At 64.7% G+C, this 25,833-nt stretch carries 22 protein-coding genes; 8 read left to right on the forward strand and 14 right to left on the reverse strand.

Annotation, left to right across the window (positions count from 1 at the left end):
• Positions 1-9 precede the first annotated feature (9 nt).
• The 5 genes from C7401_RS01275 to C7401_RS01295 all read right to left on the reverse strand — a co-directional run bounded on the left by C7401_RS01275 (position 10) and on the right by C7401_RS01295 (position 6,887).
• Positions 10-2,256, reverse strand: coding sequence for a polysaccharide biosynthesis tyrosine autokinase (locus tag C7401_RS01275; RefSeq protein WP_372460344.1), 2,247 nt, complete (start codon positions 2,254-2,256; stop codon positions 10-12).
• A gap of 60 nt (positions 2,257-2,316) precedes the next feature.
• A complete protein-coding gene (locus tag C7401_RS01280) occupies positions 2,317-3,492 on the reverse strand; it encodes a polysaccharide biosynthesis/export family protein (RefSeq protein ID WP_112169475.1) in 1,176 nt (391 codons plus the stop codon).
• Entirely contained in the window at positions 3,489-3,938 is a 450-nt protein-coding gene (locus tag C7401_RS01285) for an arsenate reductase/protein-tyrosine-phosphatase family protein (RefSeq protein WP_112169477.1), read from the reverse strand. The genes C7401_RS01280 and C7401_RS01285 overlap by 4 nt, the downstream gene beginning before the upstream one ends.
• Before the next feature lie 64 nt (positions 3,939-4,002).
• Entirely contained in the window at positions 4,003-5,421 is a 1,419-nt protein-coding gene (locus C7401_RS01290; RefSeq protein WP_112169480.1) for a UDP-glucose dehydrogenase family protein, read from the reverse strand.
• An 86-nt stretch (positions 5,422-5,507) separates the two neighbouring features.
• Positions 5,508-6,887: an undecaprenyl-phosphate glucose phosphotransferase gene (locus C7401_RS01295; protein WP_112169482.1), complete on the reverse strand. Its 1,380-nt coding sequence runs from the start codon at positions 6,885-6,887 to the stop codon at positions 5,508-5,510.
• Between the two features lie 504 nt (positions 6,888-7,391).
• On the opposite strand from C7401_RS01295, the gene C7401_RS01300 reads away from it, so the two are divergent.
• Positions 7,392-8,912, forward strand: coding sequence for a mannose-1-phosphate guanylyltransferase/mannose-6-phosphate isomerase (locus tag C7401_RS01300; RefSeq protein WP_112169484.1), 1,521 nt, complete (start codon positions 7,392-7,394; stop codon positions 8,910-8,912).
• 50 nt (positions 8,913-8,962) lie between these two features.
• Here the strand turns inward: C7401_RS01300 and C7401_RS01305 are convergent, their stop codons facing one another.
• On the reverse strand, positions 8,963-10,099 hold the full coding sequence (locus C7401_RS01305; RefSeq protein WP_112169486.1) for a DUF6566 family protein: 1,137 nt from the start codon (positions 10,097-10,099) through the stop codon (positions 8,963-8,965).
• Positions 10,100-10,776: 677 nt separating this feature from the next.
• Here C7401_RS01305 and C7401_RS01310 point away from each other — a divergent pair.
• On the forward strand, positions 10,777-11,244 hold the full coding sequence (locus C7401_RS01310; RefSeq protein WP_112169488.1) for a DUF2501 domain-containing protein: 468 nt from the start codon (positions 10,777-10,779) through the stop codon (positions 11,242-11,244).
• 135 nt (positions 11,245-11,379) lie between these two features.
• On the forward strand, positions 11,380-11,856 hold the full coding sequence (locus C7401_RS01315; RefSeq protein ID WP_112169490.1) for a hypothetical protein: 477 nt from the start codon (positions 11,380-11,382) through the stop codon (positions 11,854-11,856).
• 64 nt (positions 11,857-11,920) lie between these two features.
• On the opposite strand, the gene C7401_RS01320 is transcribed toward C7401_RS01315, so the two are convergent.
• Positions 11,921-12,523: a DUF4337 domain-containing protein gene (locus tag C7401_RS01320; protein ID WP_112169492.1), complete on the reverse strand. Its 603-nt coding sequence runs from the start codon at positions 12,521-12,523 to the stop codon at positions 11,921-11,923.
• 370 nt (positions 12,524-12,893) lie between these two features.
• Here C7401_RS01320 and C7401_RS01325 point away from each other — a divergent pair, with 370 nt between their 5' ends.
• On the forward strand, positions 12,894-14,084 hold the full coding sequence (locus C7401_RS01325) for a helix-turn-helix transcriptional regulator (RefSeq protein WP_112169494.1): 1,191 nt from the start codon (positions 12,894-12,896) through the stop codon (positions 14,082-14,084).
• A gap of 92 nt (positions 14,085-14,176) precedes the next feature.
• Here the strand turns inward: C7401_RS01325 and C7401_RS01330 are convergent, their stop codons facing one another.
• The 5 genes from C7401_RS01330 to C7401_RS01350 form a co-directional block, all read right to left on the reverse strand.
• The gene (locus C7401_RS01330) at positions 14,177-14,878 is read right to left on the reverse strand and encodes an ABC transporter ATP-binding protein (protein ID WP_112169496.1); all 702 of its coding nucleotides are present in this window, start codon (positions 14,876-14,878) and stop codon (positions 14,177-14,179) included.
• Positions 14,878-15,648, reverse strand: coding sequence for a high-affinity branched-chain amino acid ABC transporter ATP-binding protein LivG (gene livG / locus C7401_RS01335; RefSeq protein ID WP_028203113.1), 771 nt, complete (start codon positions 15,646-15,648; stop codon positions 14,878-14,880). Before livG ends, C7401_RS01330 begins: the two co-directional genes overlap by 1 nt.
• Positions 15,645-16,925: a high-affinity branched-chain amino acid ABC transporter permease LivM gene (locus C7401_RS01340; RefSeq protein WP_112169498.1), complete on the reverse strand. Its 1,281-nt coding sequence runs from the start codon at positions 16,923-16,925 to the stop codon at positions 15,645-15,647. Before C7401_RS01340 ends, livG begins: the two co-directional genes overlap by 4 nt.
• A gap of 7 nt (positions 16,926-16,932) precedes the next feature.
• Entirely contained in the window at positions 16,933-17,859 is a 927-nt protein-coding gene (gene livH, locus C7401_RS01345; RefSeq protein WP_112169500.1) for a high-affinity branched-chain amino acid ABC transporter permease LivH, read from the reverse strand.
• A gap of 135 nt (positions 17,860-17,994) precedes the next feature.
• Positions 17,995-19,119: a branched-chain amino acid ABC transporter substrate-binding protein gene (locus tag C7401_RS01350; protein ID WP_112169502.1), complete on the reverse strand. Its 1,125-nt coding sequence runs from the start codon at positions 19,117-19,119 to the stop codon at positions 17,995-17,997.
• A gap of 968 nt (positions 19,120-20,087) precedes the next feature.
• Here C7401_RS01350 and C7401_RS01355 point away from each other — a divergent pair.
• The 3 genes from C7401_RS01355 (at position 20,088) to C7401_RS01365 (ending at position 22,974) form a co-directional block, all read left to right on the forward strand.
• Complete coding sequence (locus tag C7401_RS01355) at positions 20,088-21,077, forward strand: ABC transporter substrate-binding protein (protein ID WP_112169504.1); 990 nt, start codon at positions 20,088-20,090, stop codon at positions 21,075-21,077.
• A 204-nt stretch (positions 21,078-21,281) separates the two neighbouring features.
• Entirely contained in the window at positions 21,282-22,178 is an 897-nt protein-coding gene (locus C7401_RS01360; protein ID WP_112169506.1) for an ABC transporter permease, read from the forward strand.
• A 1-nt stretch (position 22,179) separates the two neighbouring features.
• A complete protein-coding gene (locus tag C7401_RS01365) occupies positions 22,180-22,974 on the forward strand; it encodes an ABC transporter ATP-binding protein (RefSeq protein WP_112169508.1) in 795 nt (264 codons plus the stop codon).
• Positions 22,975-23,101: 127 nt separating this feature from the next.
• On the opposite strand, the gene C7401_RS01370 is transcribed toward C7401_RS01365, so the two are convergent.
• Positions 23,102-23,497: a PaaI family thioesterase gene (locus C7401_RS01370; RefSeq protein ID WP_112169510.1), complete on the reverse strand. Its 396-nt coding sequence runs from the start codon at positions 23,495-23,497 to the stop codon at positions 23,102-23,104.
• A gap of 211 nt (positions 23,498-23,708) precedes the next feature.
• Between C7401_RS01370 and C7401_RS01375 the strand changes: the two genes are divergently transcribed.
• Complete coding sequence (locus tag C7401_RS01375) at positions 23,709-24,986, forward strand: pyridoxal-phosphate-dependent aminotransferase family protein (RefSeq protein WP_112169512.1); 1,278 nt, start codon at positions 23,709-23,711, stop codon at positions 24,984-24,986.
• A gap of 56 nt (positions 24,987-25,042) precedes the next feature.
• On the opposite strand, the gene C7401_RS01380 is transcribed toward C7401_RS01375, so the two are convergent.
• Positions 25,043-25,801 carry a class I SAM-dependent DNA methyltransferase gene (locus C7401_RS01380; RefSeq protein ID WP_112169514.1) on the reverse strand — a complete coding sequence of 253 codons (759 nt, stop codon included), beginning with the start codon at positions 25,799-25,801 and terminating at the stop codon, positions 25,043-25,045.
• Positions 25,802-25,833 lie beyond the last annotated feature (32 nt).

A 25,833-nucleotide genomic window follows, 5' to 3' on the forward strand; every position in this document is an offset into this window, starting at 1 on the left:
TCAGGGGCCTCAGGTGCTCAGGTACTCGCGCACGTTCGCGTAGCCATAGCCGTAGCTGCCGCGCGTGCTCGGCGGCACGCCGTTGAACACGCCGCCCTGCACGCGCACGCCCGCGTTGCGCAACCGCTTGAGCGCGTCGGCAATCTCGCCTTCCGTGTGCAGACCCGAGCGCAGCACGAGGAAGGTCGAGCCCGCGTGACCGCCGATGATGGCGGCGTCGGTCACGGCCAGCACCGGCGGCGAGTCGATGAGCAGCACGTCGTAGCGGTTCGAAAGCCCTTCGAGGTACTGGCCGAGGCGCGGCGACATCAGCAGCTCGGACGGGTTGGGCGGACGGCGGCCGCACGAGATGAAGTGCAGGTTGTCCACTTCGGTCGCGCGAATGGCTTCGTCCAGCGAGATCTGCCCCGAGAGCAGCTCGGAGAAGCCGTTTTCCTGCGGGCCGCCCAGATGGCGTTCGAGCGCGCCGCGGCGCATGTCGCCGTCGATCATCAGCACGCGCTTGCCCGAATGCGCGAGCAGCACGGCGAGATTGGCGGTGAGAAAGCTCTTGCCGACACCGGGCACCGAACCCGTCAGCATGACTACGCGATTGCGCGCGTCCATCACGCTGAACTGAAGCGACGTGCGCAGGCTGCGCAGGCTTTCGACCGTGAGGTCCTTGGGACGCGCGTTGGCGAGCACTTCACGCAAACGCGTGCCGCCGCGCACCGGGCCGCGCTTTTCGAGCGCGGTCTGTTCCGCCGAAAGCGGCACGAGACCGTACACGGGAAGCTGGAACGAGCGCTCGATCTGGTCCGGATCGACGATGCCCTTGAACATGTTGCGGCGCATGAGCACGAAGCCCGTGCCGAGAATGATGCCGAGCAGCGAGGCGGCCGAGACGATCAGCAGCTTCTTCGGCTTCGAGGGCTTACCGGGGCGCAAGGCCGGGTCGACGATGTGCACGTTGCCGCCCGTGCCCACGCGCTGCACCGAAAGCTCCTGAATGCGGTTGAGCAGCAGCACGTAGATGTCTTCCGCCACCTTCGCGTCGCGCTGCAACTGCACGGCCTTCACTTCGGTGGCCGGCAGGTCGCGGAACTTCGTGTCGTACTTCGCGCGCTCGCCTTGCAACTGGGCCAACTGCTGGCGCGCCGCGATCAGCACCGGATGCTGGTCGCCAAAGCGCTGTTGCAGCGAGGCAATCTGCAACTGCAACGCCGAAATCTGCTGTTCGTACTGCACGCTGCCGTCGAGATAGATCTTCGCTTCGTCGCTTGCGTTGATCGAGCCCGACTTGCTCTGGTAAGCCGTGAGCGCCGCTTCGGCGTTCTCGAGGTCGGATTTCAGGCGCGGCTGTTCGCTGCGCAGGAAGTCGAGCATCTTGCTCGCATCGGCCTGCTTGGTCGCCACGTGTTCACGCAGGTACGACTGCGCCACCGCATTCGCGACCATGGCCGCGTGCTCGGCGTCGTTGTCTTCGAGCGAGATGTCGATCACGCCCGTTTGCTTGCCCTGCTCCTGCACCTGAATGGCGTTCTGGAATGCACTGATCGCGTCGAGGTCGTTCATGCGCACGACGGTGAAGCGCGTGCCGGGGCGCGCCGTGAGCTGGTTCACGAGCAGCTTCACGCCGCCGCCCTGCTCGACCTGGCCGACCGAGCCTTCGAGCACGCGCGCGCCGTCCGGCGTCGAGATCACGTAGCGGTTGTTATCGAGCGCGGTGAGCGTGAGCTTCTTGCCTTCCAGTTCGGGCGAGACTTCGATCGAGTCGAGTTTGATGACTTCGCCGCCCCACGCATAGTTGCTCAGCCAGTTGCTCAGGCCGAACCACGGGCGCGAGGGCGTGCCCGGCGTCGCAAGACGCGCGGAGAGGCTGCCGATCACGGGCAGCGTGACCGGCGAGACGACGGTGTTCAGCTTGAACTGCCGCACCACCGGCTCGACCACGCTGCGGCTCTTGATCATCTGGATCTCGGCGTCGGTGGGCAGGCTGCCCGTCGACGATCCGGAGCTGATGTTCGCGCCCGTTTGCGTTTGCGTGAGGGCCTGCGACGTGTAGTCGGAGGGCTCCACGCGCACCTGGGTGTCGGCCGTGTAAACCGGCTTGGCGATGAAGCAGTAAAACACGGCCATGGCGATCACCGCCGCCGCGATCGCGATGAGCCAGCCGATGTCGTCGATGATGACGCGCAGCAACTGGCCGAGGACAACGTCCTCTTCCTCGGTGCGGGCCGCCGGGGCCGCCTGGCTATTGGCTTGTATGGTCACGATTCAATCCCGTTGTTTAGGTGTTGCTCCTGCGTCTTCTCTTGAGGCTGGTTCATCACGCAATTACTTCGCGATCTGCTTCAGATAGAAGACGGTCTGGATGGTCGGCAGCACCTGCTGCAACACACGGTTGAAGGTCGTCGAAGCGGCCGTGCCCACGTACACCACATCCAGCGGCTTGAGCTGGAATTGCGACGAAAGCATGATCGCGTCGGGCTTGGTCATGTCGAGCCGGTAAATCTCGGGCTGCGTCGGGTTGTCCTTCATGCCGCGCATCACGAAGATCTGGCGCGGGTTCGCGTCGGTGTCGAGAATGCCACCCGCCTGGGTGAGCGCATCGGCGATCGTGAGGTTGCCGCGAATGAGGTTGGTCTGCAACGGCGTCTTCACTTCACCCATCACGAATATTCTGCTATCCGAACGATCCGGAATATTGATGACGTCGCCGTCCTGAAGCAGCACGTTCTGGGTCGAGTCGCCGCCGTCGAGCATGCGGTTCGCGTCGAGCACATAGAGCTTGCCGCCGCGCGTGAGGCGCACGCGGTTGATGTCGGCGCTGTCGGTCGTGCCGCCCGAGCGCGTGATGGCGTCCACCAGCGTGAGCGGCACGTCGCTCATGGAAAGCGGACCCGGCGTCTTCACGTCGCCTGTGATCTGCACCTTCTGGCTGCGATAGGCGAGCACGCGCACGTCCACCTGCGGGTTCTTCACGTACGGGCCGAGGCCGGCGGCGAGCTGGTCGCGGATCTGGCCGGGCGTCTTGCCCGCGGCCATGATGCGGCCCACGAACGGGAAGAAGATCGTGCCGTCCTTGGCCACGGTCTGCCCGTACGGGTCGGCTTGCCCTGGCAGCGCATTGGTATAGGGCTGCGTGAGCGCCTGGCCCACCGTCTGCGTGGTGTTGCCGCCCGTGGAGAACGTCGAGCCCTGCGGCGTGGAAAGTTCCGGGTGGTCGAACACGGTCACGCCGAGAATGTCCTGCGGCGCGATGTGATAGACGTAGTCGGCGCTGTTCGTGAACTTCGAGGGCGGCAGCGCCGCCTTCGGTGCGGCGGCTGCCGCCTGCGCCTGCTGCAACACGACTTGCTGGGTGATGAGCTCGACGTTGAATTGTTGCTGCGGCTGGTTGTTCGGCTGTTCTTTCAGGCTCGACGTGTCGAGATAGTTGCCGGGCGCCGTTGCGCACGCGGAAACGAAGGCGCTCAACGCGACCACCGCGGTCAGTTTCAGTTTATTCATTGGCATATTCGGCTCAGCCATCCCTTAACCATACGATCCATCAATTCGAGACTCTCGCGATACGCGGACTCATGGAGCCCATGCGGATCGGCGACATCAGAGTTCTCCCAGTTACCCAGCGCGTACACCTTGCCGCGCGCCGTCGGTTCAATGCGCTCGACGTCGGCGACCTGGCGGCGCTCGGTCACGAGCACGAGGTCGGCCGAGCGCACGAGGTGCTTCGTGAGGCGGCGCGACTGGTGCTTGCCCACCTCCAGGCCGCGCTCGGCCAACAGCCACTGCATCACGGGGTCCATGTCGTCGCCGTCACGCGCACGCAGGCCCGCCGATTGAAACGCGCCCGCCCGCAAGCCTTTCTGTTCGCGCAGGCGGGCGCGAAAAAGCTGCTCCGCCGCTGGCGAGCGGCAGACGTTGGCGTGGCAGACGATGAGCACGTCCTTGATCATGGTCGCGTGACTCCCTTCCTTTCCCTGAGCTGTACCTGGCGCGATGCGGGTGATCCCGGTGCGCTCAGGCCAGCGCCTGAGTCGTCGCGGCGCTTTCGGCGCGCGCGCGGCTTGCCTGCGTCGCGCTCGCCCGGCCCACGGCGTGGTATTCGATGCCGAGCTCCTGCAACGCGGGCGGGTCATAGAGGTTGCGGCCGTCGAACACGATAGGCATCTTCAGTTGCGCCTTGAGCGTTTCGAAGTCGGGTGCCTTGAACACCTTCCATTCGGTTGCGACCACAACGGCGTCGGCGCCGCTCGCTGCTTCCATTGCGTCGTTCACGTACGACAGCCGCGCTTGCTGTTGCGGCGCGTGCGCGAGGTCGAGCGCGAGAACACGTTGCGCCTCGGCGGTCGCAACCGGGTCGTAAGCCTTGACCGTGGCGCCGCGCGCGAGCAGTTCGGCGATGAGCGTGCGGCTCGGCGCCTCGCGCATGTCGTCGGTGTTCGGCTTGAACGCGAGACCCCAGACGCCGAACGTGCGGCCCGTGAGGTCGGAGCCGAAGCGCGTGACGATCTTCTGCGCGAGCACCTGCTTCTGCGCTTCATTGACGGACTCCACGGCGCGCAGGATTTGCAGCGGTTCGCCGAAGTCCTCGGCGGTGCGCATGAGCGCCTTCACGTCTTTCGGGAAGCACGAGCCGCCATAGCCGCAGCCCGCGTAGAGGAAGTCGTAGCCGATGCGCGGGTCGGAGCCCACGCCGCGGCGCACCGCCTCGATGTCGGCGCCCACGCGGTCGGCGAGATTCGCGAGTTCGTTCATGAACGAAATGCGCGTGGCGAGCATGGCGTTGGCCGCGTACTTGGTGAACTCGGCCGAATGCACGTCCATGTAGAGCGTGCGTTCGTGATTGCGGTTGAACGGCGCATAGAGCCGCTTCATCACCTCTTTCGCGCGCTCGCCCGGCACGTCGTCGTTGCAGCCGAGCACGATGCGGTCGGGCCGAGCGAAGTCGTCCACCGCCGCGCCTTCCTTCAGGAACTCGGGGTTCGACACCACCGAAAACATGTGGGTCTCGCCGCGCTTGCGCAGTTCGGAAGCCATCGCGTCGTGCACGAGCGCGGCCGTGCCCACGGGCACCGTGGACTTGTCCACCACCACCTTGAAGCCCTTCATGTGGCGGCCGATGTTGCGCGCCGCCGCCAGCACGTATTGCAGATCGGCGGATCCGTCTTCGTCGGGCGGCGTGCCCACGGCGATGAACTGCACGTCGCCGTGCGCGACCGCCGCTTCCACGTCGGTCGAGAACGTGAGCCGGCGCGCACGCACGTTGCGCTCGATGATTTCCTTCAGGCCCGGCTCGTGAATCGGCACGATGCCCTGATTGAGCAGGTCGATCTTGCGCGCATCGACGTCGAGGCAAAACACGTCGTTGCCAATGTCGGCAAGACACGCGCCCGTTACGAGACCCACATAACCGCTGCCAATGATCGTCAGATTCATGCCCACCTCAAAAGTGATTGGTTCTTCGTTCCATGCGAAGCGTGGCGCACGCAAGCCACATCGAAAGCGCGCGCGCTCGCTTCACCTCAATATGCGTTTTGTCCGGCGAAACCCTTCCACATGGTCATCGCCACGATGCGCAGGTCCAGCGCGAAGCTCCAGTGCTGCATGTAGTGCAGATCGAAACGCACGCGGTCGCGCATCTTTTCCACGCGATCGGTTTCGCCGCGAAAGCCGTTGACCTGGGCCCAGCCCGTGATGCCGGGCTTGATGCGATAGCGCGCCATGTAGCCGCGCACGAGATCCTTGTAGATGTCGTCGTGCGCGAGTGCGTGCGGACGCGGCCCCACCACCGACATCTCGCCCTTGAGCACGTTGATGAACTGCGGCAACTCGTCGAGGCTCGTGCGGCGCAGGAACGCGCCCACGCGCGTCACGCGCGGATCGTTGCGGCGCGCCTGCGTGATCTGCCCGGCCACTTCCGCGTGGACCTTCATCGAACGGAACTTGTAGATCTCGAACTCGTTGCCATCCAGTCCCTTGCGGCGCTGCTTGAAGAACACCGGACCCTTCGACGTGAGCTTCACGGCGAGCGAAATGGCCGCCAGCAACGGCGCGAGTGCGACCAGCACGCCGCCCGCGAACACGATGTCGAACACGCGCTTGGGCAGCACGCTCAGGTCCGTGACCGGCGAGGCCGCGAGGTTGATCGCCGGCACGCCGAGCAGGTCGACCACGGGCTGGCTGAAGAACGACAGGCTGCGCACGTCCGGGATGAAGCGGATATTCACGAAGTCGTTGCGCAAGGCCGTGACGATGCGATGGATCGTGCGTTCCTTGGTGATCGGCAGGGCGAGCCACAGTTCGCGCACCTCCTTCTCGCGCACGAATTCGAGCATGGCTTGCAGGTTGCGCTCCACGGGCACGCCGTCGATCGCGGCCGCGCCGTCGGCGTCGCTGTCCTCGTCGAACACGAGCGCCGGGTGAAAGCCCGCCTCCGGATGGAAGCGCATGTGCTCGATGAGGAAGCGCCCGTAACGCGGGCCGCCCACCACGGCCACGGCCTTCTGGTTGTAGCCCTCGCGACGGATGCCACGCAGCACCATGTGCACGAGCGCCTTCGAAACGATCAGCAGCGCGACCGAAGCGACGACCCAGTACGCGAGCCACAGGCGCGAGAGCGAATCGGCGCGGTGCACGCTGAAGCTGAGCAGGATGCCCGTGCCCTCCACCGCCAGCCAGGCGGCGCACACGCGCGCAAAGAGGCTGTAGAGCGACTTGCCGCGCCACGACTTGTAGATGCCGAACGCCGGGAACATCCAGATGGCGAGCACACAGTTGAACGCGAGCGCCACGCTTTCCGCGTCGGTGAGCGGCGAGAGCTGGCCGCGGTGCAAGGCGGCTGCGAGCAGCGCGCCGGCTGCGATGGCGGCAACGTCGAAGATTCTGGCTAGAACGCTGAGCATGTCCGGCACCTCGGGTTAAAAAAAGAAACACGGCCACGCACTGCAAGTCATGGCCGACTGCTTCGAAGTTTCTGGGAGAACGTCGCCGGGAATCGACTGCAATCGACTGGCGCCGCTAATTCTGATCCGAATAAACCCTAATAAAGCGCGATAAAAATTCCGGCCGCAAGACTCAAAAGTATCTCCAAATGTATCGCCCGTCCGAGGTCATTTTTGAGTGATTTTTTTCGGCAAAGATTGCCGGAATCGGCTCCTGCATTGGCTCACCGGCCCGCCAAATCCAGCAGATTTTTCCTGAACCGGCATCTCGATTCGGGTTCTGACTAGAATTTCAGCACCCTTCAGCCGGTATTTTTATTCGATTTTTTATCGAAATTCCTGCATGACGGAGCGATGATTTAAATTTAATCCGAATATTTTCCGTTTTCTTCTTTACGACTCTATTTATGACGATTTTAAGCATGCTACAAATCTCAGCACCGATACCTTTTACAGGAGAGCGAAATGACGGATACGGGTTCCGCAACGGCATCGGCGAAAGCGTCGAGCACGCGTGCCGAGACGCGTAACGCATTGCAGGTATGTCCTGTGGTGCTCGCCGGCGGCGCGGGCTCGCGGCTGTGGCCACTGTCGCGCGAGCAATATCCCAAGCAGATGATCAACCTCGTTGGCGAGCAGTCGCTGCTCGCCAACACGGCGGGGCGCCTCGATGCGCTCGCCGAACGCGTAACGCTCGCCGAGCAGTTGCTGATCGTCTGCAATGAAGAACATCGTTTCACCACCGCCGAACAGGTTCGCGCGGCGGGCAAACGCGCACGGCTGATTCTCGAGCCCGCGGGCCGCGATACGGCGCCCGCGCTGACGATCGCCGCCATGCAGGTGGTCGCGCAGCACGAGGACGGCATTCTCGTGGTGATGCCAGCCGACCATGCGCTCGCCGACCTCGATGCGTTCCAGAGCGCCGTGGCCGAAGGCGTGCGCCACGCGGCCAACGGTCAGATCGTGACGATGGGCATCGTGCCCACCCGCCCCGAAGTGGGCTATGGCTACATTCACGTGGGCGAGCCGCTCGCGAGCGCCGAGCCCAATGGCGCGCGACGCCTCAACGGCTTCGTTGAAAAGCCCTATTTCGAACTGGCCCAGCAGTACGTCGCTTCGCAGCGCTACTGGTGGAACAGCGGCATCTTCATCGTGCGCGCCTCGACGTGGCTCAAGGCGATTCGCCACTTCCAGCCCGCCATTTACGCGGCGTGCGCGGAGTCGATCGAGCACGGCAAGGCCGATGGTGACTTCTTCCGTGTCGATCGCGAAGCGTTCGAACGCTCGCCTTCGAACTCGATCGACTATGCCGTGATGGAGCCGCTCGCCGGCGACCCGTCGGTCGCGAGCGGCGTGGTCGTGCCGCTCACGGCCGGCTGGACCGACCTCGGTTCGTGGGACACCGTGTGGCAAGTGTCGCCGAAGGATGACGAAGGCAACGTCGCGCACGGCCGCGTGATGTTCGAAGGCGCGAGCGATACCTTCGCGCACTCGGACGGCCGCCTCGTGGCCTGCCTCGGCACGAAGGATCTCGTGATCGTGGAAACCGCCGACGCCCTGCTCGTGGCCGACCGCTCGCGCGCGCAGGACGTGAAGAAGGTCGTGCAGCGCCTGAAGCAGGAACGCGGCACGGAAGCCGTGGCGCACCGTCTCGTGCATCGTCCGTGGGGGCACTACGACAGCGTCGACAGCGGCGAGCGCTTCCAGGTGAAGCGCATCGTGGTCGAGCCGGGCGCGCGCCTCTCGCTACAGATGCATCACCACCGCGCCGAGCACTGGGTCGTCGTGCGCGGCACGGCGCTCGTCACGCGCGGAGAGGAACGCTTCATCGTTTCGGAAAACGAATCCGCGTACATCCCGCTTGGCGTGTCGCATCGGCTGGAAAACCCGGGCAAGATGCCGCTCGAAATCATCGAGGTGCAGTCGGGCTCGTATCTCGGCGAAGACGATATCGTGCGTCTCGACGATCAGTACGGCAGGCAGTGAGTGAAACGATGAAGAAAGGCTGCGCGCTCCGTGCGCGCGGCCGCGCCGCGTCAACGCACGAGCGTGCGATAGCGCGTTCCGAAGGGGCGGCGTTCGGCGGAGCCCGAAGCCGAGGTGGTGGCGTCACGACCTTCGCTGCCGGTGAGCAGCGTGCTCGTGGCGCTGTAACGCTGCACGGGCGCATGGCGCACGCTGCCGGGCACGGCGGCGGGCAACGCGCGCTTCACGACGGCATTCGACGGGTCGCCCCGCGTGACGTTCAGGCCTGACTGGCCCGTGTGCGGCAACGCGCTTTGTGAGCCGTCGAGATGAGAAGCGCCGTGCAGATCGCCGGGCGTCGCAGTGCCCGTGCCTGTAGGCGGGCACTCGCGCTCGACCCATTCGCGCCCCCAGTCGTAGGCGAAATTGCGCGCGGCTTCTCGGTCCTGGAACGGCGGCCCGATCAGGCCCGAGCGTTCGAGACGCTTGCCGTCCTTGAGGATTTCCACGGCCGCACGAAACATGCGGTTGCGCACGGGCTGCACGGTCAGGCTCATCGTGAAGCCACGCCATTCGGCGACCTGCACGGCTCCACCCGGCGCATGGGCGCGGCGCTCTTCACGCGAGATCGCACGGCCGGACGCGGGCTTGCCAATGCGCGCAGGCGCATGCGTCGCGTCGCCCTGGGGACGCGTTGCGGTCGTTGCGGGCGAAGCGAACGAAGCCGGCAATGCCGGTTCGCCGCCCGAGAGCTGCCGCATCATGCTTTCCATGGGATCGGCCAGCGGTGCGTCGGCGAGCGCGGCGGGCGCCTGCCAGGCTTCCGGGCTTTTCCAGTACACGGCCGGCTGGCCGTCGTCCTCGGCAACTTCCTCGGCGGCGACCACAACGGGTTGCGCGTCGGCCTGCGCCGGTTGGGGCACGTAAATAAACTTGCGCCCGCGCTGCGACAGCAGCTCGACCAGTTCGATCAGCGTGCCGCTCACGTGCCACTCCTCGAAACGACGGCGGCAGGTGGGCCCGGACGGATAACGCGCGGGCAGGCGCGACCACGACTCACCGGTCGTCAGGATCCACAGGACGGCATTGGCCACGACTCGCGGCTCGGCGCGGGGGCGGCCGCGGCGATTGAGTCTGATAGGGGGTTCATCGGATACGAGCGAAGACACCTGCATCCACTCGTCGTCGCTCAGTTCATCGAAATTCATGCTGTTCTCCACGCAGCCGGACCGGGGCTGCTGTGACGGAGCACTCGCTCGCGGATCTTGCTGTCCGCGTTGGCTAGCTCGGTTGCACCATATGCTTATATGACGTGTTCATTTGCGTCGCCGGACGCACTCTGGCAGTGCGTTTTTTCACGCTATTGACGCAAAAAACGTGGTCTCACTCGTGCAGGGGAGAATTTGTGCAGGAAGCATACCACCTGAAACCAGCCGATGAGGAGGGCCGTAATAAGTGTTACGGTTAGAAACAATCTACACCTTGAATCTGCGTGAATCTCGCCAGAAAAGCCCTGTAAACACGAAGCTTTACGCGATCAATACACTTGTAACAGCTTGCTCGTTGCGCAAATCCGGATTGCCCGCGCCGCCACGCGCTCGCGCGCGCATGCATACCACTTGCATCCGGAGCACCATCGGCGCCCCCCCCGTTCGCCGACCCGCGCCTATTGTTGTGCCCGCAACAAATGACATGGCGATGAAACGTTTATGCAGCCGGCATTGAAGCTGGCAAATCGCTTCTTTTTATCGTTATCTCCCGTGGTCCCTCGACTCGCATGCCGCTTTTCCGCCCGATTGGCGCGCGCGTATTGCGCCATGCAGCGAAAGCGCAAAAACGAATCCGTCTATAGTAAGAAGGCACTGACCACCACGGAGACTCGTGTATGCAAACGTCTGCACCGCGCATCGCCACTGCGTTGCTCGCCACCCTGACCCTCGCGCTGCTGACCCCGTGGGGCACCGCACAGGCCCAACTCGGCAACCTGCTCAACCAGGGCGGCGGCAACAGCGGTTCGGCACAGGGCGCGCTCGGCAATCTGGGCGGGCTTGGCAGCTCGCTTTCGGCGCCGTCGCTCACGTCGAACAGTCTCGGCAATGTCACGGGCCTGCTTCAGTACTGCATCAAGAACAATTACCTGAATGCCGACGCTGCAAGCAACGTGAAAGACTCGCTGCTCGGCAAGCTGCCCGGCGGCGCCAGTTCGACCGATAGCGGCTACACCCAGGGCACGAGCGGCATTCTCACCGCGGGCAACGGCCAGCAGCTCGACCTCTCGGGCGGCGGCCTCAAGGAGGCGGCCACCAAGCAGGTGTGCGACAAGATCCTGAGCCAGGCGAAGTCGATGCTGTAACCCCGCCGTTTTCGAAACGCGGATGTGCGTACGCGCACATCCGCCGCAATTTTTGTGCCGCGACGCTTGAACGTGAACGCACGCTGGGTGTCGAATAGAGTCAAGCGGTCTTCAGCGGCATTGCTGCTCCTAGCCATGACCAAGCGCCAAATATCCGTGGTTTTCACGTTTCCGGCCACCTCGCTGTGGGCCGCCATTGCCGCACTCGCCGCCCTGCTGGTCCCGCTGCTCGCGCACGCGCAAAGCAGCACCCGCGACGAACAGTTCGACTGCAAATCCAACCCTCACACCTTCATTTCGTCACTCATCGACGAAAAGTCAATCGACCCCCAGCCCAGCCGCGTCGAGGCCAATTCGGTCAACGCGTTTCGTCCCGTGCACGGCAACCGCCTGAGCGCGTTCGGCTTTCCCATTTACGTGGTGCTGGGTTACGAGCGCGACGACACGCTCTTCAGGCGCGGCGCGGGCAAGGAGATCGCCTCGCCGCTTTATGGCGTGGTGGTGTCCGCTCCGGCGGAAACGGTGCGCTCGCGCGTGCGCGAGGCCAATAGCGACGCGACGGTGCAGTCCGTCGTGCCCTTGCTGCTCACGGCGATCGTGTGCGGCGGGTGATGGGGCGGACTCGCCGCCCTTCTTCATGGCCACCGCGTGACGCCACCGCGGCATCGACGTGAATTCAACCGCCGAAAAACGCCCACGCGCCCATCGCGACGCCCACGACGCCCACGCCCACGGAAATATTCAGGAGCCAGCGGCGCCGCGTCAGCAGCGTAATCGCCGTGAGCGCGATGGAGATCTGAATGAGCGTGGTGGACTGCGCCCAGCGATGATGGCCGTGCAGCAGTTGCTCGCTTAGCGCGTCGTCCTGCTCGACGGTTTTTTCGAGCGCCTCGGCCTTCGCGCGGATCGGCTCCTTCTGCTGGCGATAGCGATCCGCGTCGCTTGCGAAACGGCGCTGCGCGTCGGCGGAGTTCGGCGCGAGCGCGGACAGTTGCGCGCCCAGTTCCGCGAGATTCTGCTTCTCGCCCTTGGCCTGATAGTAGGCCCATTGATTCGCGGCTTCGGTTTTATGAATTGCCGCTTCGTTCTTGTAATAGAGCGCCAGGTTCTCGCTATTGCCGCTCTGATACGCAAAAATCGCCCCGATCGACGCGAGAATCGCCGTCATCACGGCCATGCGGCCGGGGAACGGATCGCTCTCACCGTGCCCGCCATGGCCCGCCGCGGCGTGTTCGACCGCGTGGTCGTGCGGCCCATGCACTTCGTACTCTTCAGACATCCAAAGACTCTCCGGTTTCACTGATTCGCCGCCATGCCGCGCTTCGCTCTTGCGACGAAGTCCGCGACGCGCGCCGCCTGGCCCCGTGCGGCGCGTCTCAAATGGGACGCTCAATTATCGTGAGCGCGGCGCGCTTGTCCAGTATCCGAAATGCATCCGATGTAACGGAAAGTCGAAATGGCTTTCGTGAAAGCGATTCGTAGGTTTAATCGACTATTCATTGAAGTCAGACGGATCGGGATGTTGCAGCGCATCCCCTCTCGTCCGCCGTTTGCAAACGTGGTTTCGCGCATCGAGAGCGACCCGCTGCGTTGCAACGCCACATGGCCCTTTAGGCCAACGCCGTTACAGATTCCGCCTGGAGACCATCATGGGGCCCGATACGGGCGCACACGCCGCGACCGCCAAACAACCGTCGACGTATGGAAAGCGCAACGACCCGAACGAGACCGGCCGCCTGATCGATGCGATTTACGACGCCGGTTTCGACGCACGGCGCTGGCCCGGCGTATGCGAGCGCATCGCCCGGCACATTGGCGCGCAACACGTGAATCTCACCGTGCTGCCTCCCCAGAGCGCATTCACGCTGGAGCGCTGGCAGGGCATCGACGCCTCGTTCGCCCGCTCGTACGCGCAGCACTACGGCGCCGACGATCCGCTCGTGCCGCAGGCGCGCCGCTGGCCCGCGGGCACGCTCGTGACCGACACGATGATCCGCCCGCAGGACAGCCACGCGCGCAGCGCCTTCGTGCAGGAATGGGTGCGCCCGCAGCGCATCTATACGGTGGCCTTCGCCAACGTGCTGCGCGAAGACGGCATGGCGGGCGTGCTCGGCGCGCTGCGCCACGAGGCGCGTCTTTATGGCGAAGACGAACTCGAAGCGCTGCGCGTCCTGCTGCCGCATGTGCGCAACGCGTTGCGCGTGCAACAGCACACCGCCCCGCACGACGACGGCGCACACGCGAGCGCCGACGCGCTCGATGCCCTCGCCCACGGCATGCTGATCGTGGACGCCAACGCGCGCATCGTCGTCGCGAACCGCGCCGCCACAGCGCAGCTCGCGCGCGCGACCGGGCTGCGCAGCGAACACGGCACGCTCGCTGCGACGACGGCCGCGGCCACGCACCAGTTGCGCGGCCTGATCGCACGCGCGGCCGGCAACGACGTGCGCGAGCGCGCCGGCGGCGCGCTGCTCATCAGCCGGCCGCCACCCGACGAGCCGCTCCAGGTGCTGATCTCGCCGCTCGGCGCGCATCGGCACGCCGACCTCGCACCCGGTGCGCGCGCGGGCACGGCCATGCTCATCGTGATCGATCCGCAGGCGGCGCGGCGCGGCGTGGAGACGCGGCTCGTCGCGCTGTTCGGGCTCACGCCCGCGCAAGCGCGCGTGGCTTGCGAAGTCGGCAAGGGACTCAGCCCGAAGGACGTGGCCGAGACGCTACAGGTGCTGCCTTCGACCGTGCGCACGCATCTGCACCATGTGTTCGCGAAAACAGCCACGCGCCGCCAGGCCGAGTTGATGCGTTTGATCGCGCAGCTCGCAATTGCGCGCGGCGATTGAGGCGTGAATTCCGCTGAAAAGAAAACGGCCCGCGCGACCCGCGTTCCATGAACGCCGATTGCGCGGGCCGCTGTGCGGCTCACGTCAAACGATCAACCGCCCAGATACGCGCGCTTGATATTGTCGTTGGCCAGCAGGTTGTCGGCGCTGTCCGCCAGCACCACGCGCCCCGTTTCGAGCACATAGCCGCGATCGGCCACGTGCAGCGCCTTGTTCGCGTTCTGCTCGACGAGGAACACCGTCACGCCTTCCCCGCGGATCGTGCGGATGATGTCGAAGATCTGCGCGATCACGAGGGGCGCGAGGCCGAGCGTGGGCTCGTCGAGCAGCAGCAGGCGCGGCTTGCTCATGAGCGCGCGGCCGATGGCGAGCATCTGCTGCTCGCCGCCCGACATCGTGCCCGCACGCTGCTTCGCGCGCTGGTTCAACCGCGGAAACAGCTTGAACACGTGCTCGATGCCCGCATCGATTTCGTGCTGCGAGGCGAAGAAGCCGCCCATTTGCAGGTTTTCGAGCACCGTGAGGCTCGGAAACACGCGGCGCCCTTCCGGCGAGATCGCCATGCCCAGACGCATGATTTCGTGCGTGGGCATGCGCGTGATGTCCTGACCTTCGAACGTCACGCGCCCCGACGACGCGCGCGGCGTGCCGCACACGGTCATCATGAGCGTGGTCTTGCCGGCGCCGTTGCTGCCGATGAGCGTAACGATCTCGCCCTTGTTCACTTCGATCGACACGCCCGACAGCGCTTCCACCGCGCCGTAATGGGTATGGACCTTTTCCAGCTTCAGCATCAGTCCTCTCCGAGATACGCCTTGATCACGCGCGGGTCGTTGCGCACTTCATCGGGCTTGCCGATCATGATCGGCTTGCCGTGCTCCATCACCAGAATGCGGTCCGACACGCCCATCACGAGGCTCATGTCGTGTTCGATCAGGAGTACGGAGATTCCGAACTCGTTGCGCAAACCATCCACCATCTGCTGCAACTCGACCTTCTCCTGCGGATTCAAACCGGCGGCCGGTTCGTCGAGCATCAGAAGGCGCGGATCGGTAATCATGCAGCGCGCGATTTCGAGCCGGCGCTGATGGCCGTACGAAAGCGTGCCCGCCTCGCGGTTCGCCACCGGCTTCAGGCCCACGCGTTCGAGCCAGTACGCGGCGCGTTCGAGCGCGGCGCGCTCGGCGCGGCGGTACGCGGGCGTCGCGAAGAGACCGCTCAGCATGTTGCGGTTCACCTTCAGGTGCTGCGCGACCATCAGGTTTTCCAGCACCGTCAACTGCTTGAACAAGCGAATGTTCTGGAACGTGCGCACGAGGCCGCGGCGCGCGACCTGATGGCTCGGCTGGCCGGTAATGGCGTGGCCTTCCAGCACGATGTCGCCCGCGGTCGGCTTGTAGAACCCGCCCACGCAGTTGAACACCGTGGTCTTGCCCGCGCCGTTCGGCCCGATGATCGCGAACACCTCGTTCGGACGCACGTCGAAGTCGATGCCGTCCACGGCCAGCAAACCGCCGAAGCGCATTTGCAGGCCCGCTACTTTCAACAACGCTTGTGCGCTCATTGCGGCAACTCCACGTGCGGACGGCTTGCGGGCAAGAGGCCCTGAGGACGCCACATCATCATCAGCACCATCACCAGACCGAAGATCAGCATGCGGTATTCGGCAAAGCCGCGCGCCACTTCGGGCAGCACGGTGAGCAGGATTGCGGCGAGCACGACACCCAGTTGCGAGCCCATGCCACCCAGCACCACCACGGCGAGAATCAGCGCCGATTCGATGAAGGTGAACGACTCGGGCGTGACGAGCCCCTGGCGCGCCGCGAAGAACGCACCGGCCAGACCCGCGAACGACGCGCCCAGCGTGAACGCCGAGAGCTTGACGCGCGTGGGGTTCAGGCCCAGAGAGCGGCACGCGATCTCGTCTTCGCGCAGCGCTTCCCATGCGCGGCCCATCGGCATGCGCAGCAGGCGGCTCGTCACGAACAGCGTAAACGCCACCAGCACGAGCGCGAGCAGGTACAGGAAGATCACCATGTGCTCGCCGCTGTACTCGAGGCCGATCAGTTCGTTGAACGTTTTCGCGCCTTCCACGCTCGCGTGGCGGGCCATTTCGAAGCCGAACACGGTGGGCTTGGGAATGCTGGAAATGCCGTCCGGGCCGCCCGTGATGCTCGTGAGGTTATTGAGCAGCAGGCGAATGATTTCGCCGAAGCCGAGCGTGACGATGGCGAGATAATCGCCGCGCAGGCGCAGCACCGGGAAGCCCAGCAGGAAGCCGAACGTGGCCGCGGCAATCGCCGCGAGCGGCAGGCATTCCCAGAACGTGAAGCCGAAGTACTGGTTGAGCAGCGCATACGTATAGCCGCCCACCGCGTAAAAGCCCACGTAACCGAGATCGAGCAGGCCCGCGAAGCCCACCACGATATTCAGGCCAAGACCCAGAATCACGTAGATGAGCGCGAGCGTGGCCACGTCCACCGCGCCGCGCGAACCGAGGAACGGGAACACCGCGCCGAACGCGAGCAGCACCCAGATCGCCACGCGCTGCTGGCGCGCGCCGAGCGCGGGCGCCTTGGGCAGGCGAACGCCACTCGTTGCGCGCACAAACATCGGCTTGACGAGCTGGAACACGAACACCACGGCGGCCGCGATCCACACGGGGCGCCAGTGTTGCTGTAGCACGACCTGGTAGCCGTCGAGCGTAAGTTGCAGGCCGAGAATGGGCGCCGTGAGAATGATGGTCGCGACGGCGGCGGCAAACGCGCCCTTCACCGATTGCGACGACGTCGGACCCTGTGCGCTATTGCTGGCCGCGCGAACCGAAACAGTTTGGCTCATATCGACCTCACACCTTTTCGACGTCCGGCTTGCCGAGCAGGCCGGTGGGACGGAACAGCAGCACGAGCACGAGCAGGCCGAAGGCGACAACGTCCTTGTACTCGGCCGGCATGTAGCCCGAGGCGAGCGTTTCAGCGAGGCCCAGCAGCACGCCGCCGAGCATCGCGCCCGGAATGCTGCCGATGCCGCCCAGCACGGCGGCCGTGAACGCCTTGATGCCCGCGATGAAGCCGATATACGGATTGAGCTTGCCGATGGTCAGGCCGATCAGCACGCCGCCCACGGCCGCGAGCATCGCGCCGAGCACGAACGTGAAGGAGATCACGCGGTTCGTGTCGATGCCGAGCAGGTTGGCCATCTTCATGTCTTCCGCGCAGGCGCGGCACGCGCGACCCATGCGCGAACGCGAGATGAACAGCGTGAGCGCGATCATGAGCACGAGCGTCACGCCGACGATCAGCATGCGCGCGTACGGAATCGTCACTTCGAAGTTGCCGCCCATGTTGAAGTCGAGCGCGCCGGAAATGAGCTGCGGCACCGAAACGTCGCGCGCGCCCTGCCCGATCTGCACGTAGTTTTGCAGAAAGATGGACATGCCGATCGCGGAGATGAGCGGCACGAGGCGCGGCCCGCCGCGCAGCGGCCGATACGCCACGCGCTCGACCGCGAAACCGTAGAGCCCGGTGACGAGCACCGAGACGATGAGCGCCGCGCCCAGCACGAGCGGCAGCGGATAACCCGCCGAGGTGCCGATGGCCGTGAGCGTGACGAGGCCCACATAGGCGCCGATCATGTAGATCTCGCCGTGAGCGAAGTTGATCATGCCGATGATGCCGTAGACCATCGTGTAGCCGATGGCGATCAGCGCATAGATCGCACCCAGCGTGAGCCCGTTGACGAGCTGCTGGGTGAACTGAGGAAGAAAATCATTCATGCGTAAGCCCCGCGGCCGTGAAGCCGATGAGAGACCTTTGGAACCGGACTAACCCTTTTTATCGTTGCGCGCACAACCGCCTTGAAAAACGCCCCGCCGCGTCAGGCGGGGCGTTTGCGGCTTGCAGCGCGGGGATCAGTTCGCGGCGGTCTTGGTGGCGTCCTTGTGCCACGTGTAGACGACGAAGCGGAACGACTTCAGGTCGCCCTGTGCGTCATATTCCACCTTGCCGATCGGCGTGTTGAACGCGTTCTTGTGCAGGTAGGCGGCAACCTTGGTCGGGTCGGTGCTCTTCGCGCCCGCAATGCCGTCGGCGATCACTTCGACCGCGGCGTACGACGGCATCTGGAACGGGCCGTTCGCGTCGCGCTTCGCGTCGGCGAATGCCTTCACGAGCTTGGCGTTGGCGGGGTCCGCTGCGAAGTCGGCGGGCAGCGTGACGAGCATGCCTTCCGAGGCCGGGCCGGCGATCGCCGTCACGTCCTTGTTGCCCACGCCTTCCGGTCCCATGAACGTAGCCTTCACGCCCTGTTCACGCGACTGGCGCATGAGCAGGCCCATTTCCGGGTGATAGCCGCCGAAGTAGACGAAGTCCACGCCTTGCGCCTTGAGCTTCGTGACGACTGCCGAGTAGTCCGAATCGCCGGCGTTGATGCCTTCGAACACGACAACGGGAATGTGCGCCTTGTCGAGCGCGGCCTTGACCGACGTGGCGATGCCCTGGCCATACGACTGCTTGTCGTGCAGGATCGCAACCTTCTTCGGCTTGACCTTGTTGATGATGTAGGCGGCGGCTGCCGGACCTTGCTGGTCGTCGCGGCCGATGGTGCGGAAGATGAACTGACGCTTCTTGCCTTCGGTGAGCTGCGGGGCGGTAGCCGACGGCGTGACCATCACGACGCCTTCGTTTTCGTAGATGTCCGAAGCGGGAATCGTCGAGCCCGAGCAAACGTGGCCGACCACGTACTGGATGTGCTGCGAAACGATCTTGTTGGCAACGGCGACGGCTTGCTTCGGCTCGCACGCGTCGTCCATGAGGACGGCTTCGAGCTTGTTGCCGTTCACGCCGCCAGCGGCGTTGATCTGCTCGATCGCGGTCAGGGCGCCCGCCTTGACCATGTCGCCGTACTGGGCGACCGGGCCGCTGAACGGGCCGGCGATGGCGATCTTCACGGTGTCGGCGTGAGCGCTTGCACCAAAGGCGAGCAGCGCGGCGGCCACGGAAACGGAGGTAAGGCGGTTAAGGCGGGACAACGTCATCAGGAGCTCCTCGATTGTTTTCGGGTCAACCGGACAAACGGCATGACCTGCGCAAACGAACAGCACCCCAATGACACTCAATGGGGAACAACCACGACGAGCACCATAGAAAAGACGTGACGGGGCCCGGCGTGTATCAGCGCCCTGGTAGGCGGCTGAGTTCGGAGAGACTGCTGAGTTACAGACTCTGTTGCGCAAGCTATCCGCCTGCCCCGTTCGCTGCAATTCGTACCGGAAAGGTGGTCCGGGCTGAATCAGCGACCCGCGGATGCTATCAATAATCCAATTGCGCCGCAACCAAGGGTTTTTTCCGATATCGCTGGGAGTATTGACATTGATCAATTGAGGGTAATGTGTCAAAGCGCTTGAAAATATTCAGGAAAATGGGGTTTCAGATGGGTGCAAGGCCAGCCGCGACGGGCTGAGGCCCGGCTGGCGCGGATGTACGGAATGGTGTTATTTTTGATTTTAAGATGTACTGGAGCGCGATTTTTATATCGAAGACCATCCAATTAATAAATTGACACCGTACAATAAATATCAAACACATCCACTCCCCCGAAAAATCCAATACACACCACAAAATAAAATCGGGGAAACCCTAAATGCAAAATGCGCCAAGTCATTGATCCACAAGAACAAATATTACAATCATATTAAAATAGAATTCCTGGATTAATCGCCAACAATCCATAACTACAGATCTCGCTCACATCGCCACTTTCCCATCCGAAATCGAGAAAACTTCCGTCTCAGCGCCGATTTTTCTCATAATCGGATCGGGTAATCTCGAATTAATCCTCCCGCGACCGTCGCGCGCCCGCCTCACCAGCCCGGCACGGCGTTCCAGACGCGCAAAGGTCGGTGGTATCCTCGCTCCCTCGCTGTCACGCGCATGCACCACTACGGCGCACGCCGCAGCGCGGCCACACCGTCAAGAACCGAACATTCGGGGGAGATCAAACAGAATGAAGACCTTCAAGCAGGCAGCCATTGCCGCCACCGTTTCCCTGATCGCCGGCACCGCCGCGCTCGCGCTGACCTCGGGCGCCGCGCGCGCCGCCGAAACCGCCACCGTCGAAGTGATCTCGATCGTCGAGCACCCGGCGCTCGACGCGATCCGCGACGGCGTGCGCGACGAACTCAAGGCCGCCGGCTACGACGCGGGCAAGAACCTCAAGTGGGAATACCAGAGCGCGCAAGGCAACACGGGCACCGCCGCGCAGATCGCGCGCAAGTTCGTGGGCGATAACCCGAGCGCGATCGTCGCGATCGCCACGCCCTCGGCGCAAGCCGTTGTTGCCGCAACGAAAAGCGTGCCCGTGGTGTACTCGGGCGTGACCGACCCGGTAGCCGCGCAGCTCGTGAAAACGTGGTCGCCTAGCGGCACGAACGTCACCGGCGTGTCCGACAAGCTGCCGCTCGACAAGCAGGTCGCGCTCATCAAGCGCGTCGTGCCCAACGCGAAGACGGTCGGCATGGTCTACAACCCCGGCGAGGCAAATTCGGTCGTGGTCGTGAAGGCGCTCAAGGAACTGCTCGCACAACAGGGCATGACGCTCAAGGAAGCCGCCGCGCCGCGCACCGTGGACATCGGCCCGGCCGCCAAGAGCCTGATCGGCAAGGTCGACGTGATCTACACGAACACCGACAACAACGTGGTTTCGGCCTACGAAGCGCTCGTGAAGGTCGCCAACGACGCGAAGATCCCGCTCGTCGCCTCCGACACGGACAGCGTGAAGCGCGGCGCCATCGCGGCGCTCGGCATCGACTACGGCGATCTCGGCCATCAAACGGGCAAGGTCGTCGTGCGCATTCTCAAGGGCGAGAAGCCCGGCGCGATCGCCTCCGAAACCAGCAGCAAGCTGCAACTGTTCGTGAACCCCGCCGCCGCGCAGAAGCAAGGCGTGACGCTCTCGGCCGACCTGCTCAAGGAAGCGACCACGGTCGTGAAGTAAGCCGCGCTCGCGCTCTCGCCCGCTTTTCTCCTGCTTCGCAGGTTGTGTGCGCGGGCGCGCCGGCAATCCACGCAGTACACGCAGTAACAAGCAAGGCCCGATAAAGGCCACCCCGAGCGCAACGGCGCGCCGCCTTCATCGAGGCGCGCGCCGTGCGCCGACTCCGGCATACGTCGGCCGGAGACCGCAACAGGATTCTTCCCCATGTCCCTCTACTCGCTTCTGGGCGCGCTCGAGATCGGCTTGATCTTCAGCCTTGTGGCCCTCGGGGTGCTGATTTCGTTTCGCATCCTCAACTTTCCCGATCTCACCGTCGACGGCAGCTTTCCGCTGGGCGGCGCCGTGGCGGCCACGCTGATCGCGGCCGGTCATGATCCGTTCGTCGCCACGGCCTGCGCGATCGTTGCGGGCGCAATCGCCGGCTTCATCACGGGCTGGCTCAACGTGCGCCTGAAAATCATGGATCTGCTCGCGAGCATCCTGATGATGATCGCGCTCTATTCGATCAACCTGCGCGTGATGGGCGCACCGAACATCCCGCTCATTTCCGAAGCCACGGTCTTCACGATGATCCAGCCCGCGTGGCTGCCCGACTACGTGCTGCGCCCGCTCGCGCTTTTGGTCGTCGTGCTGGCCGCGAAGTTCGGCCTGGACTGGTTCTTCTCCTCGCAGTACGGGCTCGCGCTGCGCGCGACCGGTGCGAATCCGCGCATGGCGCGCGCCCAGGGCATCGCCACGGGCCGCGCGACGCTCGCGGGCATGGCGCTTTCGAACGCGCTCGTCGCGCTGGCCGGCGCCCTCTTCGCGCAAACCCAGGGCGGCTCGGATATTTCCATGGGCATCGGCACCATCGTGATCGGGCTTGCCGCCGTGATCATTGGCGAAAGCATTCTGCCTGCGCGCCGGCTCGTGCTCACGACGCTCGCCGCCGTGCTCGGCGCGATTCTCTATCGCTTCTTCATTGCGCTCGCGCTCAATAGCGACTTCATCGGCCTGAAAGCGCAGGACCTGAATCTCGTCACCGCCGTGCTCGTGACCGTGGCGCTCGTGCTGCCCGCCACGCGCAAGAAGCTGTTCGGCCGCAAGAACGGGAGGGCATGAAATGCTCAGCGCCAAAGACCTCAAACTGACTTTCAACCCCGGCACGCCGATCGAAACGCGCGCGCTGCGCGGCCTGAACCTCGAGATCCCCACCGGCCAGTTCGTGGCCGTGATCGGCTCGAACGGCGCAGGCAAGTCCACCTTCCTCAACGCGATCAGCGGCGATCAGATGGTGGATAGCGGCACGATCACGATCGACGGTCAGGACGTCACGAAAAAACAGGCCTGGGACCGCGCGCCGCTCGTTGCACGCGTGTTCCAGGACCCGATGGCCGGCACCTGCGAGGCGCTCACCATCGAAGAAAACATGGCGCTCGCCATGGCGCGCGGCAAGCGGCGCGGCTTCGGCCCCGCGCTGAAAAAGCAGGACCGCGAACTGTTTCGCGCGAAGCTGAGCCTGCTGAATCTGGGTCTGGAGAATCGTCTGGCCGACCGCATCGGCCTGCTGTCGGGCGGGCAGCGCCAGGCAGTGAGTCTCCTGATGGCGTCGCTTCAGCCTTCGCGCATTCTGTTGCTCGACGAGCACACGGCGGCGCTCGACCCGAAAACGGCCGCGTTCGTGCTGGAACTCACCGCGCGCATCGTGGAGGAGTCGAAGCTCACAACCATGATGGTCACGCACAGCATGCGCCAGGCGCTCGATTACGGCCAGCGCACGGTCATGCTGCACCAGGGACAGGTGGTGCTCGACGTGTCGGGCGAAGCGCGCCGCGGCCTCGACGTGCCGGACCTGCTGCGCATGTTCGAGCAGAACCGCCACGAGAAGCTCGACGACGACGCGCTGCTGCTCGGCTAAACGCCTGCCGGCGACGCACAAAACGCCCGCCGCCTCGAACGAGGCAGCGGGCGTTCGCCGATTTACGCGATTATTTCGGACTCCGCTTCAATGCATCGAATGCGGCACCAAAAGTCATCAGGAGGCGTCAGGAGGTTTTCGCGTACTTGAACGTCCCCTGCGCGCTTGCGATGAGCAGGAGGTCGTCCACCCATGCCTCCGAACGCGCAAAGAAGATCGAACGGCCGCCGCGCTCCAGAAAGCCTTTCGCGCGCACGAACTGCCCGAGCCCCTTGTCGAGGTAGTTGGTGGTGAGCGAGAGCGTGAAGCCGTGGCGCTTGGGCTGCCCCGCCTCCGCGAATAGCCCGGCGTAGCCGGCCGCCGCGTCGAGCAGCGTGGCGATCGCGCCGCCTTGCAGCACGCCCTGGCGGTTGAGCTTCGAGGCGTCGATGGGCATCACGAGTTCGGCATAGCCCTCGCGCCATTCGGCGACGCTCACACCGAGCGTTTCGAGAAACGGATTGTCCACGGCGAATTGCGACATGCGCTGTCTTCCTTGCATTATCTGGCGATGCGTTCGATTATAGGGCGGTGGCCCGAACGCCGCAGCGCCGCCCTAACCACTGTTCAGCGGATTTCCGCCCAACTGTACATGGCCAGCGCCGCCGCGCCGCACAACACTGGTCGATAGCGCCGCAATCGCGCGCCAACGCAGACCGCTTTCACACCCTTCCACGCCGAACCAGGTACCCAAGATGAACGACAACGCGCTCCACCCCGATCCGCTGGCCACTACGCGCACAGCGGCGGCAGCGGCCGAGGCCGCGCCCGTCCCTTGCCCCCTCGTCGACACGCTCGACCGCATCCTGCCCGAGGAACCGCTGCTCATGATGGGCGCGGGCCCCGTGCCGATTCCCGATGCCGTGGCCAAGGCCAACACCGTCGTCATCAATCACCTCGGCGACACCATGGCGCGCGTCATTACTCAGGTGAAGACGATGGCGCGCTACGTGTTCCAGACCCGCTCGAACTGGGTGCTCGGCGTGGCGGGCCCAGGCTCGGCCGCCATGGAAATGGCCGTGTCGAACCTCGCGTGGTCCGGCACGCCCGTGCTCTCCATCGTCAACGGCTTCTTCAGCCAGCGCATGGCCGAAATGGCGCGCCGCGTGGGCGCCGAGGTCACGACGCTCGACGTGGCCGACCGCGAAATCGCCTCGCTCGAAGCCGTGGCGCAAGCCATCGAGCGCACACGCCCCGCTGTGGTCACGATCGTGCACGGCGAAACGTCGAACACGGTGTGGAACCGCGACCTCAAGGAAATCGTCAAGCTCGCCAAGGCGGCCGGCGCGCTCGTGGTGGTGGACGCCGTGTGCACGCTGAGCACCATGCCGCTCGAAATGGACGCCTGGGGCATCGACGTCGTCATCACGGGCGGCCAAAAGGGTCTCTCGTCGATTCCGGGCGTTTCGCTGATCGCCTTTTCGGACGCCGCCTGGGAGCGCGTGCGCACGCGCACCGCGCCGAACACGCACTGGTGCCTCGACGCAATGCTCGCCGAGAACTTCTGGCACAACGCCGGTTACCACTACACCGCGCCGGTTTCGGGCGTGCTTGCCTTGCATGAAGCGCTGCGCCTCGTTTGCACGGAAACGCTGGAAAAGCGCTTTGCGCGCCATCTGCGTTGTTCGCTTGCGCTGCAAAGCGGCGTGAGCGCGCTGGGGCTTGCGCTGTATACGCCGCAAGCCTGCCGCCTGAATTCCGTGGTCGGCATCGCGCTGCCCGAGGGCGCCACGGCGCGCGAGGTCTGCAATCACATCTCCCAGCAATATCAGGTCGAGATTGCGGGGTCATTCGGACTCCCGATCGTACGCATCGGCCAGATGGGCGAGCAGTGCCGCGAGCACAACCTCTTTCGCACCGTGCACGCCCTGGGCCGCACGATGTGCGACCTGGGCATCAAGGTCGATCTGCCGGCCGGCGTCGCCGCGCTCGAGGAATCGCTCTCGTCGAGCTCGCGCGAAGCGCGACGCTAAACAACATCAAGCGACGCGAGGCGAAGCGCGGCCGTCCACCCCGGCCGTCTATCCTGTCAAATGCGCCGCGCCCGCACGCAGATGAACGCCGGCGCCTGCGCGAGTTCCGCGTGCAGCGCCGGCGACACCGCCTTCATTTCCGGCTGCGGCACGGGTTCGAGCACGCGGTCGATGGCCCAGCCCGCCTCCGTAAGCGCATTGAAGATGTCGGCGAGCGGACGCCGGAACGCTTCCACCCACGGCTTCGGCTCGCCGAAGCCGCCCCAATGCAGGCCGATACGCGTGGTCTCGAAGTAGGTTCGCGAGCCGCGCGTGCGCGTGTCGATCCAGTCGCGCATGGGGTGAGCCATCGAAAACACCAGCAGCGCGCCGGGGCGCGCCACGCGGTGAAACTCGCGGAAGGTTGGCGTGAGCTGCTCCACATAGTCGAGCGCGAGCGAGCACACGATACGGTCGAACGCACCGCCCGCAAGCCAGTCGAGCGGACGCCCGAGGTCGCCCAGCGCGAGATCGACGGCGAGACCCGCGCAACGCGTTTTCGCGAGTTCCACCATCGCGGGCGTCACGTCGAACGCTTGCACGCGCGCGCCCTCGCCCGCCAGCTCCGCGCTGACGATGCCGGGCCCGCAGCCCGCGTCGAGCACGTCGAGCCCTGTGACCTCGCCCAGCAGCGAGCGCGTAGCGGGCCGCTCGTAGTGCGCGTTGTGCGGCTTGACGGGCGCTTGCTCGGCATAGCGGTCGGCGAACTGCGTGTAGTTCGCGCGACCGGGAAGTTCGCTGGCCGAAGCGGCGGGATTGTTTTCGTCGGTGGACATGAGAGCGGCTGGATGGAGAATCGCGCAAACGC

Origin of the sequence: Paraburkholderia unamae (assembly GCF_003268775.1) — a bacterium.
Classification (GTDB): Bacteria; Pseudomonadota; Gammaproteobacteria; order Burkholderiales; family Burkholderiaceae; genus Paraburkholderia; species Paraburkholderia unamae.

Bases quoted from the DNA above. Each gene is read 5' to 3' on its own strand.
- C7401_RS01280 (WP_112169475.1), bottom strand. From the start codon at position 3,492: ATGAATAAACTGAAACTGACCGCGGTGGTCGCGTTGAGCGCCTTCGTT.
- C7401_RS01285 (WP_112169477.1), bottom strand. From the start codon at position 3,938: ATGATCAAGGACGTGCTCATCGTCTGCCACGCCAACGTCTGCCGCTCG.
- C7401_RS01290 (WP_112169480.1), bottom strand. From the start codon at position 5,421: ATGAATCTGACGATCATTGGCAGCGGTTATGTGGGTCTCGTAACGGGC.
- C7401_RS01295 (WP_112169482.1), bottom strand. From the start codon at position 6,887: ATGCTCAGCGTTCTAGCCAGAATCTTCGACGTTGCCGCCATCGCAGCC.
- C7401_RS01300 (WP_112169484.1), top strand. From the start codon at position 7,392: ATGACGGATACGGGTTCCGCAACGGCATCGGCGAAAGCGTCGAGCACG.
- C7401_RS01305 (WP_112169486.1), bottom strand. From the start codon at position 10,099: ATGAATTTCGATGAACTGAGCGACGACGAGTGGATGCAGGTGTCTTCG.
- C7401_RS01310 (WP_112169488.1), top strand. From the start codon at position 10,777: ATGCAAACGTCTGCACCGCGCATCGCCACTGCGTTGCTCGCCACCCTG.
- C7401_RS01315 (WP_112169490.1), top strand. From the start codon at position 11,380: ATGACCAAGCGCCAAATATCCGTGGTTTTCACGTTTCCGGCCACCTCG.
- C7401_RS01320 (WP_112169492.1), bottom strand. From the start codon at position 12,523: ATGTCTGAAGAGTACGAAGTGCATGGGCCGCACGACCACGCGGTCGAA.
- C7401_RS01325 (WP_112169494.1), top strand. From the start codon at position 12,894: ATGGGGCCCGATACGGGCGCACACGCCGCGACCGCCAAACAACCGTCG.
- C7401_RS01330 (WP_112169496.1), bottom strand. From the start codon at position 14,878: ATGCTGAAGCTGGAAAAGGTCCATACCCATTACGGCGCGGTGGAAGCG.
- livG (WP_028203113.1), bottom strand. From the start codon at position 15,648: ATGAGCGCACAAGCGTTGTTGAAAGTAGCGGGCCTGCAAATGCGCTTC.
- C7401_RS01340 (WP_112169498.1), bottom strand. From the start codon at position 16,925: ATGAGCCAAACTGTTTCGGTTCGCGCGGCCAGCAATAGCGCACAGGGT.
- livH (WP_112169500.1), bottom strand. From the start codon at position 17,859: ATGAATGATTTTCTTCCTCAGTTCACCCAGCAGCTCGTCAACGGGCTC.
- C7401_RS01350 (WP_112169502.1), bottom strand. From the start codon at position 19,119: ATGACGTTGTCCCGCCTTAACCGCCTTACCTCCGTTTCCGTGGCCGCC.
- C7401_RS01355 (WP_112169504.1), top strand. From the start codon at position 20,088: ATGAAGACCTTCAAGCAGGCAGCCATTGCCGCCACCGTTTCCCTGATC.
- C7401_RS01360 (WP_112169506.1), top strand. From the start codon at position 21,282: ATGTCCCTCTACTCGCTTCTGGGCGCGCTCGAGATCGGCTTGATCTTC.
- C7401_RS01365 (WP_112169508.1), top strand. From the start codon at position 22,180: ATGCTCAGCGCCAAAGACCTCAAACTGACTTTCAACCCCGGCACGCCG.
- C7401_RS01370 (WP_112169510.1), bottom strand. From the start codon at position 23,497: ATGTCGCAATTCGCCGTGGACAATCCGTTTCTCGAAACGCTCGGTGTG.
- C7401_RS01375 (WP_112169512.1), top strand. From the start codon at position 23,709: ATGAACGACAACGCGCTCCACCCCGATCCGCTGGCCACTACGCGCACA.
- C7401_RS01380 (WP_112169514.1), bottom strand. From the start codon at position 25,801: ATGTCCACCGACGAAAACAATCCCGCCGCTTCGGCCAGCGAACTTCCC.